Genomic DNA, 9269 nt, shown 5'->3' on the forward strand with positions numbered 1-9269 from the left:
GAACAGGCCGGCCCGCGGGTCGATGCCGGGTATCGGCGCGTCCGCGCCGAGCGCGCCCCCGCCGAAGCCCGCGCCCCGGCCGAACGAGCCGCCGTTGAGCCGGCTGCCGCCGAAAACGCCCTCGGATACACCACCGGAGACACCACCGGACACGCCGCCGGACCCCGACGGTCCGTCGGGGCCCGGCTCGTCCTCGGGGAGCGCGGCGACCGCCATCAGTCTGGACATCAGGGCCGCCGACGGGCCGGGCCCGGCGCTCTCGCTGAGGGCGCGCTTGACCGACCGGGCCTGCTCGGCCTCGGCCAGGCAGTCCGGGCAGGTCGCCAGGTGGGCCTGGACCCGCTCGCGGGCGTCGTGGCCCAGCTCGCCGTCCAGGTAGCCGGACAGCCGCTCGCCCAGGTGGTGCTCCTCGGTCGGCGGCTCGGCCGGGCGGACGGCCAGCGGGCGCAGGTCGGGCCCGGCCGGCGCCGGCTCGGAGCGGCGCAGCGGCGCCCAGCGCGAGCGGCCGGTGGTGTCCGCGCGCTCGGGGGCGCGATCGCTCATGACCCCCTCCGGTCGCTGACGGCCTGCTCGGCGCCGACCGGCACGGGCTCGGCGGAACCGCCCCGGCGCGAACGGCCCGCGGCGGCGTTCGGCGCCCGGTGCTTGAGGGCGGCGCGCAGGTGCGAGCGGCCGCGGTGGATCCGGCTGCGGACGGTGCCGAGCTTCACGCCGAGCGTCGCGGCGATCTCCTCGTACGAGAGGCCCTCGATGTCGCACAGCACCACGGCGGCCCGGAACTCCGGGGCGAGGGTGTCCAGCGCCTGCTGGACGTCCGCGTCGAAGTGGGTGTCGCTGAAGTGCTGGGCGGGGCTGGGCTCGCGGCTGGCCAGGCGCTCCGCCGCGTCCTCGGCGAGGGCGTCGAAGCGGATCCGCTGGCGGCGGCGGACCATGTCCAGGAACAGGTTGGTGGTGATCCGGTGCAGCCAGCCCTCGAAGGTGCCGGGGGTGTACGTGGACAGCGAGCGGAACACCCGGACGAAGACCTCCTGGGTGAGGTCCTCGGCGTCGTGCTGGTTGCCCGTCAGCCGGTACGCCAGGCGGTAGACCCGGGCGCTGTGCGCCTCGACGATCTCCTCCCAGCTGGGCGGCGTCCAGCTCTGCGCGTCGGGCCCCTCCGCGAAGGACGCGAGCGTGCCGGCGGCCCCGGCCACCGAGTCGTCGGCTGCGGTCGACTTGTCCAGGGGGGATTGCACAGACTGGTTCATCACGGGCTTCGGCGTACGGATCGACGTGAGGCCGCGGGGGTGCCGCTGCACAGGGACGTCGCCCTCGGCCACACCTCCTCGGTCGGCTCTTCTGCCCAGCAGAGCCACCACCATATCCACCTCACCCGTCAAGCCCGGATAAGAGCCGTCGAACAGCGACCGCCCCGGACGGCCCGGCCGCCCGTAGCAGTTCAACGGCCAGCCGTCGAACGCGGTTCCCGGGCGGCCAGTAGTCTGTCGCTGGAATTTGTCGACTTGGGTCGGCAACGGCGCTCCGGAAGAGGCAGCCATCACCGAGTTCGGGCCCCAGCGAGCGGCCCTCGCCGACACCTACGTCGGCGAGGACGCGGTGCTGACCTACGCCCGGGCCCAGTCGGCCCGCACCGGCATACGCGCGATCGGCCCCAGCGGCGGCGCGGCCCTGCGCCTGCTCGCCGCCGCCCTCGACGCCAAGGCCGTGGTCGAGATCGGCACCGGCACCGGCGTCTCCGGCGTCTACCTGCTGCGCGGCATGCGCGCCGACGGGGTGCTCACCACCGTCGACTCCGAGCCGGTCCGCCAGCAGTACGCCCGCGAGGCGTACCTCGCCGCCGGGTTCGCCGGCAACCGGGCCCGCTTCATCCCCGGCCGCGCCCGGGACGTGCTGCCGCGGCTCGCCGACGGCCAGTACGACCTGGTGTTCTGCGACGGGGACCCGGCCGACTCCGGCTTCCACCTCACCGAGGCGCTGCGGCTGCTGCGGCCGCGCGGCGTGGTCTGCTTCGAGGGCGTCTTCCAGGAGGGCCGGCTCGCCGAACCCGAGCTCGACGACCCGCAGACCCGCGCCGTGCGCGACCTGGTCGCCGACATCCGGGAGAGCGACACCCTGCTGCCCGCCCTGCTGCCGGTCTCCGACGGGCTGCTCTGCGCCGTCAAGCGCTGAACCGCCCCGGCCGGGGGCGCGCGGAACGGGCCGGAGCGCACGGAACGACCGGTGCACGCGGAACGGCCGGTACATGCGGAACGGCCGGTGCGCGCGGAACGGGCCCGGCCCCCCGCACCGGGGAGCCGGGCCCGTCGAGCACCTCGCGGATTGGCCCGGGAGATGCGGGGTCACCTACCTGCAGATCAGCCGCAGGCCTTCTTGAGGGCCTCGCCCAGAGCGTCCGCCTCGTCCGGCGTCAGCTCCACCACCAGGCGCCCGCCCCCTTCGAGCGGAACTCGCATGATGATGCCCCGCCCCTCTTTGGTGACCTCCAGCGGGCCGTCACCCGTCCGCGGCTTCATGGCCGCCATGCTCGTTCCCCTTCCTGCAACCGTTCAGGTACGCACCGGACAGTCCGTCCACCGCCGGTATCGAACGCATTGATCGGAAGCCATTATCCCGCATGCAACGGCTGGATGACCAACATCACTCTCTGCGCCAACCGTCTCCAACCAGCCGGAAAGCGTCTATTACCTGCCGAAAGCCGCATCCCGCCGCAGTCCGACACGCCCGCCGGGGGTGCGGTACCTCACACTCCCCCGCCCGGCCGCGCTCCGGCATGCTGGGCCCACCACACGCCACTGCGGCGGCCACCGCGACCCGGGAGCCCTCACCCATGTCCGACACCGTGCGCCACGAGCGCGACGGCGCCCTCGCCGTCCTCACCATCGACCGCCCCGACGCCATGAACGCCCTCGACACCGCCACCAAGGTCGCCCTCCGGGACGCCGTGGCCGCCGTCGCGGCCGACCCGGACGTCCGGGCCGTGCTGCTCACCGGCGCGGGGGCGAAGGCGTTCTGCGTCGGCCAGGACCTCAAGGAGCACGTCGGTCTGCTCCAGCGCCAGCGCGAGACCGGCGAGGGCGCGCTGCGCACCGTCGCCGAGCACTACAACCCGCTGGTCCGCGCCCTCGCCGGGATGCGCAAGCCCACCGTCGCCGCCGTCAACGGCATCGCCGCCGGCGCCGGGGCCTCGCTCGCCTTCGCCTGCGACTTCCGGATCCTCGCCGACACCGCGGGCTTCAACACCTCCTTCGCCGGGGTCGCCCTCACCGCCGACTCCGGCGCCTCCTGGACGCTCCCCCGGCTGGTCGGCCACGCCCGCGCCACCGAACTCCTGATGCTCCCCCGCACCGTCCGCGCCGACGAGGCGCTCACCCTCGGCCTCGCCACCCGCGTCGTCCCGGCCGCCGAACTCGCCGCCACCGCCCGCGAGTTCGCCCTCGCCCTGGCAAGCGGCCCGACCGTCGCCTACGGCGCGATCAAGGAGTCGCTGGCCTACGCCGCCTCGCACTCGCTGGACGAACTCCTCGACAAGGAGGACGAACTGCAGACCCGCGCCGGCGACAGCGCGGACCACCGCATCGCCGTCGACGCCTTCCTCGCCAAGCAGAAGCCCGACTTCACCGGCCGCTGACCGCTCCCGCCGGGCACCTCCCCGCCGGACCCCCGCACCCCGCCCGCCTCCCCCGCCCCGCCGGGGGCGCGGGGCGGCTGCGGCCCCGGGGGGCTAGCGGGCGTGGCAGTCCGCGAGGTGGTCGTTCACCAGGCCGCACGCCTGCATCAGGGCGTACGCGGTGGTCGGGCCGACGAAGCGGAAGCCGGCGCGCTTGAGGGACTTCGCGAGGGCGGTCGACTCGGGGGTGACCGCCGGGACGTCGGCGAGGGTGAGCGGGGCGGGGCGGGCCGGATCCGGGGCGTGGCTCCAGATCAGGGCGTCGAGTTCGCCGTCGGCCAGCGTCCGGGCGGCCTGCGCGTTGGCGATGGTGGCCAGGACCTTGGCGCGGTTGCGGATGATGCCGGTGTCGTTCAGCAGCCGTTCGACGTCCGTGTCGTCGAACCCGGCGACCGCCGCGGGGTCGAAGTCCCGGAAGGCGGCCCGGAAGCCCTCCCGGCGGCGCAGGATGGTGATCCAGGACAGCCCGGACTGGAACGCCTCCAGGGTGATCCGTTCGAACAGGGCCCGGTCGCCGTGGACCGGGCGGCCCCATTCGGTGTCGTGGTAGGCCCGGTAGTCCTCGGCCGAGTCGCCCCAGCCGCAGCGCCGCAGCCCGTCCGTCCCGAGGACCGCACCCGTCACGCGCGGTCGCCCTTCGGGGCCACGTCCTCGTCCGAGACCACCTCGGTGACCTCGGTGACCTCGGTGACCGCCGGCCCCCGGGGCTCCTTCTCCAGGACGGCCGTGAAGGACTCCAGGCCGGGCAGCGGCTCCCCGGCCGCGGCCGCGGGGCCGGACGCCGCCACCGAGGCGCCGACCACGCCGACGGCCTCCAGTTCGGCGATCCGGGCGTCCCGGAGGGCGAGTTCCGCGCCGAGGCGGTCGAGGACGTCGTCGACCTCGTCCATCCGGTAGCCGCGCAGCGCCATCGGGAGGCGGAGCTCGTCCACGTCGGTGCTGCTGAGCGCGCGGTCCTGCGGGAGCCGCACGGCGAGCCGGTCGTGTTCGGCCTCGGGCAGCGTTCCGCCGCCGCCGAGCGCCACCACTGCGGCGCCGCCGACCACCAGGGCCATCGCGATCACGATCACCACGAACACGAGCTGTCCTCCGTCAGTTCCCGGCTGTTCCCGGTCGGCTTCGGCCCGCCCGCGAGGGCTACGGTGGGATCATGGTCCCTGTACAGGCCGGGGCCCATCATTGCACCCGGGAGCGCTGAGGAGGAGACACCGGTGGCACTACGCCTCGGCACGCGGGAGTTCGGCCCGGACGAACCGGTCGTCATGGCGATCGTCAACCGCACCCCTGACTCGTTCTTCGACCGGGGGGCGACCTTCGCGGACGAGGCGGCGTTCGCGGCCGCGGACCGGGCGGTGGCGGAGGGCGCGGCGATCCTGGACATCGGCGGGGTGAAGGCCGGTCCGGGCGAAGAGGTCACCGTGGAGGAGGAGTTGCGCCGCACGGTGCCGTTCGTGGCGGAGCTGCGCAAGCGCCACCCGGACGCGGTGATCAGCGTGGACACCTGGCGGCACGAGGTCGGCGAGGCGGTCTGCGAGGTCGGCGCGGACCTGCTGAACGACGCCTGGGGCGGTTACGACCCGAAGCTCGCCGAGGTCGCGGCCCGGTACGGCGCGGGCCTGGTGTGCACGCACGCGGGCGGCGCCGAGCCGCGCACCCGCCCGCACCGGGTGGGGTACGAGGACGTGATGGCGGACATCCTGGCGGTGACCGTCGGCCTGGCCGAGCGGGCGCTCGAACTGGGCGTGCGCCGCGACGGGTTGCTCATCGACCCGGGGCACGACTTCGGGAAGAACACCCGGCACTCGCTGGAGGCGACCCGCCGCCTGCCGGAGATGACCGCGACCGGCTTCCCGGTGCTGGTCTCGCTCTCCAACAAGGACTTCGTCGGCGAGACGCTGGACAGGCCGGTGGACGAGCGGCTGCTCGGCACCCTGGCCACCACGGCGGTCTCGGCCTGGCTGGGCGCGCAGGTCTACCGGGTGCACCAGGTCGCCGAGACCCGCCAGGTGCTGGACATGGTGGCCTCGATCCGCGGCACCCGCCCCCCGGCGGTGGCCCGCCGGGGGCTGGCCTGAACGGCCCGCGCCCGGCACGGCGCTACGCGGGGGTGCCCTTCGGCCCCCGCGCGGCGTCCAGCACCTTGAGGACCTCCGCCACGTCGTCGGTGACGTGGAACAGTTCGAGGTCGGCGGGGTTGGCCTTGCCCTGGGCGACCAGGGTCGACTTGAGCCACTCCACCAGGCCGCCCCAGTAGGCGCTGCCGAACAGGATCACCGGGAACCGGGTGACCTTCTTCGTCTGCACCAGGGTGAGCGCCTCGAACAGCTCGTCCAGGGTGCCGAGGCCGCCGGGGAGGACCACGAAGCCCTGGGCGTACTTCACGAACATCGTCTTGCGGACGAAGAAGTACCGGAAGTTGAGGCCCAGGTCGACGTACTCGTTGAGGCCCTGCTCGAAGGGCAGCTCGATGCCCAGGCCGACGCTCAGCCCGCCGGCCTCGGTGGCGCCCTTGTTGGCGGCCTCCATCGCGCCGGGGCCGCCGCCGGTGATCACCGCGTAGCCGGCCTCGGCGAGGGCCCGGCCGATCTCCACCCCGGCCTCGTACTCGGGCGAGCCGACCGGCGTCCGGGCCGAGCCGAACACGCTGATGGCGGTGGGGAGTTCGGCGAGCGCGCCGAAGCCCTCGACGAACTCCGAGGTGATCCGCAGCACCCGCCACGGGTCGGTGTGCAACCAGTCGGCGGGCCCGGTGGTGTCCAGCAGCCGCTGGTCCGTCGTACTCGTCTCGACCTGGTCCCGCCGCAGCAGCACGGGGCCCTTGCGCTTCTCGGGCCACGGCTTCTTCGGCCGGCGGACGGGGTCATCTCCATTGGCTGTCATGACGAAACCCTACGCCTGGCGGGGTGCGATCCGGGGTAAATAACGGCCGTCGGGCGGACGGGAGTCGGGCGAACCGCACCCGACCCCCGGGGCTCGCGGCGGCTACCGGGTGAGCCAGTCCCGCAGCCGCCGCTCGACGTCGGCGATCGCGCCGAGCGAGCAGTGCTCCTCGCGCTTGTGGGCCAGGTTCGGGTCGCCGGGGCCGTAGTTGACGGCGGGGACGCCGTGCGCGGAGAACCGGGCCACGTCCGTCCAGCCGAACTTGGCCCGGGGCTCGCCGCCGATCGCGGCCAGGAAGTCCCGGGCGGCGGGCAGGCCGAGGCCGGGCAGCGCGGCGGGCGAGGCGTCCACGACGTCCAGCTGGTAGCCCTCGAAGACCGACCGCAGGTGCTCCTCGGCCTGCTCCAGCGAGCGGTCGGGGGCGAACCGGAAGGCGACGTGGATCTTGCACTCGTCGGGGATGACGTTGCCGGCGACGCCGCCGTCGATCCGGGTCGCGTTGAGGCCCTCGCGGTACTCCAGGCCGTCGATCTCCACCCGGCGCGGCCGGTACTCGGCGAGCCGGCGCAGCACCTCGGCGGCCTTGTGGATGGCGTTGTCGCCGAGCCAGCTGCGGGCGGCGTGCGCGCGGACGCCGGTGAGCGTGACGTCGGCGCGCAGGCTGCCCTGGCAGCCGCCCTCGACGACGGCGCCGCTGGGCTCCATCAGGACGGCGAAGTCGCCCGCCAGCCAGTCCGGGTGGACGGCGAACAGGTGGCCGAGGCCGTTGCGGGCGGCCTCCACCTCCTCGCAGTCGTAGAAGACGTAGGTGACGTCCCGGTTGGCCTCGGTGAGGGTGGCGGCCAGCCGCAGCTGCACGGCGACGCCGGACTTCATGTCGGAGGTGCCGCAGCCGTAGAGCAGGTCGCCCTCGACGTGCGAGGGCACGTTGTCGGCGATCGGCACGGTGTCCAGGTGGCCGGCCAGGACGACCCGTTCGTCCCGGCCGAAGTGGGTGCGGGCCACCACGTTGTTGCCGTACCGGTCGACGGTGAGGTGCGGCAGGGTCCGGAGCGCGGCCTCGACGGCGTCCGCGAGGGCGGCCTCCTCCCCGCTGACGGAGGGGAAGTCGACGAGGCGGGCGGTCAGGGTGCCGCCGTCGAGGGTCAGGTCGAGGGGCGCGTTCGGGCTGCTCATGGCCGTTACCTTATCGATAGGGCGGGGCCCCGCCGGTGCGGTGGACGGCCCGTCGGCCCCCTCCGCGGGCGGCCGCGCAACCGCGCGGACCCGTACGGCCGTCCGAGCGGTTACGGTGTCCGCGAACAGCGCGCGCCGGGTCGGGAGCGCCGCGACCGCATCACCGGAGAAGGGGGCCCCGTGGGCGAGGACGCCGAGTACGACGCGCAGGCGGGCGAGTACGACGCGGACGCCGAGTACGACGCGGACGCCGAGTACGACGCGCGGCCGCGTCGGCGGCGCCCGTGGCGGCGGGTACTGGTCGGCGTGGTGGCGCTGGCGGTGGTCGGCGGCCTGGTGGTGTGGCTGAACCGGGACAAGATCACGCCCCCGGACGAGGGCTGCACGGTCACCACCGCGACCGGCACCGGGACGCTGGAGCTCCCGGCGGCGGCGAACGCGGCGACCATCACGGCGGTGGCGATGTCGCGCGGCCTGCCGGAGCGGGCGGTGACCATCTCGCTGGCCACCGCCATCCAGGAGTCGAAGCTGCGCAACCTGTCGGGCGGCGACCGGGACTCGGTGGGCCTGTTCCAGCAGCGCCCCTCGCAGGGCTGGGGCACGGTCGACCAGATCATGGACCCGGTGTACGCGACCAACAAGTTCCTGGACGCGCTGGTGAAGGTCAACGGGTACGCGCAGCTGCCGCTTACCGACGCCGCCCAGCAGGTGCAGCGCAGCGGCTACCCGCAGGCGTACGCCAAGCACGAGAACAACGCGACGCTGCTCGCCACCGTGTTCACCGGCCGCGAGCCGGCCTCGCTGGACTGCGTGGTGCACCAGCTGCCGGACCCGCACCCGACCGACCCGGCCGAGGCCGCCCCGGACGCGGCGAACCTCTCCGAGCGGGTGCGCCGGGAGTTCGGCAAGGCGGTGGCGGTGGCGGAGGCCGAGAAGCCCGCCAAGGACCCGCGGGAGGTGCTGGCGCTCACCCCGCAGCCGACCGCGAGCACGGCGGGCGCCGGCGGCGAGGACCAGACCGGCTGGGCGCTGGCGACCTGGTCGGTGGCGCAGGCCGCGCGGCTGGGCGTCGGCCAGGTCGCGTACGACGGCAAGGTGTGGCGGGTGGACCGGCCGGGCGAGGGCTGGAAGCCGCTGGCGGGCGCCCCGTCCGACCGGGTGCTGGTGACGCTGGGCGCGCCGCGCAAGGGGAAGTGACGCCCCGGCGGTGCGTTGACGCACTGGTGCGCGGGTGACCGCCCGACGGGTGATTCGGGTCAACTCCCGCTGACGCGGGGCCGGTCGGCGCGCCGCCCCGGGGCGGTGCGCCGGGGGCCCGCCGGGGGCCCGGCCCGCAAGGGAAGTGACGGTTCGGCAGCGGCCTCCGCCCGGCCGGTGCGTCCGCGCCGCCCGAAAAAGGATCGTCCGATCTTTGCCAACCCTTGACCTTGACCGGCCGAAACCTTCCCGGTGCTCTTGCGGTCATACACGTCGCCCGCCGGGCGGGGCGCCCCGCGCCGTCCGCCCGGCGGACCGTCGACCTCACCTCTTAGGAGCACCATGTCCC

11 protein-coding genes are annotated in these 9269 nt (G+C 74.5%); 4 read left to right on the forward strand and 7 right to left on the reverse strand.

Features of this window, described 5'->3' with window-relative positions; all coding sequences use genetic code 11:
- Together ACFUEL_RS28270 and sigE are read right to left on the reverse strand one after the other, a co-directional pair.
- Window positions 1–543, reverse strand: a 543-nt coding sequence (locus tag ACFUEL_RS28270) for an anti-sigma factor family protein (protein WP_380239596.1), incomplete at its 3' end; no start/stop codon positions are given.
- The gene (gene sigE, locus ACFUEL_RS28275; RefSeq protein WP_123553078.1) at window positions 540–1361 is read right to left on the reverse strand and encodes an RNA polymerase sigma factor SigE; all 822 of its coding nucleotides are present in this window, start codon (window positions 1359–1361) and stop codon (window positions 540–542) included. The genes sigE and ACFUEL_RS28270, both read right to left, overlap by 4 nt.
- Before the next feature lie 133 nt (window positions 1362–1494).
- Here sigE and ACFUEL_RS28280 point away from each other — a divergent pair, with 133 nt between their 5' ends.
- Window positions 1495–2169, forward strand: a complete 675-nt coding sequence (locus ACFUEL_RS28280; protein ID WP_380239597.1) for an O-methyltransferase — start codon at window positions 1495–1497, stop codon at window positions 2167–2169.
- Between the two features lie 185 nt (window positions 2170–2354).
- Here ACFUEL_RS28280 and ACFUEL_RS28285 read toward each other — a convergent pair whose 3' ends face one another.
- The gene (locus tag ACFUEL_RS28285) at window positions 2355–2522 is read right to left on the reverse strand and encodes a DUF3117 domain-containing protein (RefSeq protein WP_014137929.1); all 168 of its coding nucleotides are present in this window, start codon (window positions 2520–2522) and stop codon (window positions 2355–2357) included.
- 305 nt (window positions 2523–2827) lie between these two features.
- Here ACFUEL_RS28285 and ACFUEL_RS28290 point away from each other — a divergent pair, with 305 nt between their 5' ends.
- On the forward strand, window positions 2828–3628 hold the full coding sequence (locus ACFUEL_RS28290) for an enoyl-CoA hydratase-related protein (RefSeq protein ID WP_380239598.1): 801 nt from the start codon (window positions 2828–2830) through the stop codon (window positions 3626–3628).
- 93 nt (window positions 3629–3721) lie between these two features.
- Here ACFUEL_RS28290 and ACFUEL_RS28295 read toward each other — a convergent pair whose 3' ends face one another.
- Both ACFUEL_RS28295 and ACFUEL_RS28300 read right to left on the reverse strand, forming a co-directional pair.
- The gene (locus ACFUEL_RS28295) at window positions 3722–4291 is read right to left on the reverse strand and encodes a DNA-3-methyladenine glycosylase I (protein ID WP_380239599.1); all 570 of its coding nucleotides are present in this window, start codon (window positions 4289–4291) and stop codon (window positions 3722–3724) included.
- Window positions 4288–4746 (reverse strand): DivIVA domain-containing protein, encoded by a 459-nt coding sequence (locus tag ACFUEL_RS28300; RefSeq protein WP_380239600.1) that lies wholly within the window; start codon window positions 4744–4746, stop codon window positions 4288–4290. Before ACFUEL_RS28300 ends, ACFUEL_RS28295 begins: the two co-directional genes overlap by 4 nt.
- 183 nt (window positions 4747–4929) lie before the next feature.
- On the opposite strand from ACFUEL_RS28300, the gene folP reads away from it, so the two are divergent.
- Window positions 4930–5742: a dihydropteroate synthase gene (gene folP / locus ACFUEL_RS28305; protein WP_380239604.1), complete on the forward strand. Its 813-nt coding sequence runs from the start codon at window positions 4930–4932 to the stop codon at window positions 5740–5742.
- Window positions 5743–5764: 22 nt separating this feature from the next.
- On the opposite strand, the gene ACFUEL_RS28310 is transcribed toward folP, so the two are convergent.
- Together ACFUEL_RS28310 and dapE are read right to left on the reverse strand one after the other, a co-directional pair.
- The gene (locus ACFUEL_RS28310; RefSeq protein ID WP_380239601.1) at window positions 5765–6547 is read right to left on the reverse strand and encodes a TIGR00730 family Rossman fold protein; all 783 of its coding nucleotides are present in this window, start codon (window positions 6545–6547) and stop codon (window positions 5765–5767) included.
- A gap of 102 nt (window positions 6548–6649) precedes the next feature.
- Window positions 6650–7723, reverse strand: coding sequence for a succinyl-diaminopimelate desuccinylase (gene dapE, locus ACFUEL_RS28315; RefSeq protein WP_380239602.1), 1074 nt, complete (start codon window positions 7721–7723; stop codon window positions 6650–6652).
- Window positions 7724–7903: 180 nt separating this feature from the next.
- Here dapE and ACFUEL_RS28320 point away from each other — a divergent pair, with 180 nt between their 5' ends.
- The gene (locus tag ACFUEL_RS28320) at window positions 7904–8920 is read left to right on the forward strand and encodes a hypothetical protein (RefSeq protein ID WP_380239603.1); all 1017 of its coding nucleotides are present in this window, start codon (window positions 7904–7906) and stop codon (window positions 8918–8920) included.
- Window positions 8921–9269: the final 349 nt, after the last annotated feature.

Origin of the sequence: Kitasatospora sp. NPDC057198, assembly GCF_042670125.1 — a bacterium.
Lineage (GTDB): Bacteria > Actinomycetota > Actinomycetes > Streptomycetales > Streptomycetaceae > Kitasatospora.

Excerpts from the sequence above, each read along its gene's own strand:
- folP (WP_380239604.1), top strand. The coding sequence starts at position 4,930 with ATGGCGATCGTCAACCGCACCCCTGACTCGTTCTTCGACCGGGGGGCG.
- ACFUEL_RS28310 (WP_380239601.1), bottom strand. The coding sequence starts at position 6,547 with ATGACAGCCAATGGAGATGACCCCGTCCGCCGGCCGAAGAAGCCGTGG.
- sigE (WP_123553078.1), bottom strand. The coding sequence starts at position 1,361 with ATGGTGGTGGCTCTGCTGGGCAGAAGAGCCGACCGAGGAGGTGTGGCC.
- ACFUEL_RS28285 (WP_014137929.1), bottom strand. The coding sequence starts at position 2,522 with ATGGCGGCCATGAAGCCGCGGACGGGTGACGGCCCGCTGGAGGTCACC.
- ACFUEL_RS28290 (WP_380239598.1), top strand. The coding sequence starts at position 2,828 with ATGTCCGACACCGTGCGCCACGAGCGCGACGGCGCCCTCGCCGTCCTC.
- dapE (WP_380239602.1), bottom strand. The coding sequence starts at position 7,723 with ATGAGCAGCCCGAACGCGCCCCTCGACCTGACCCTCGACGGCGGCACC.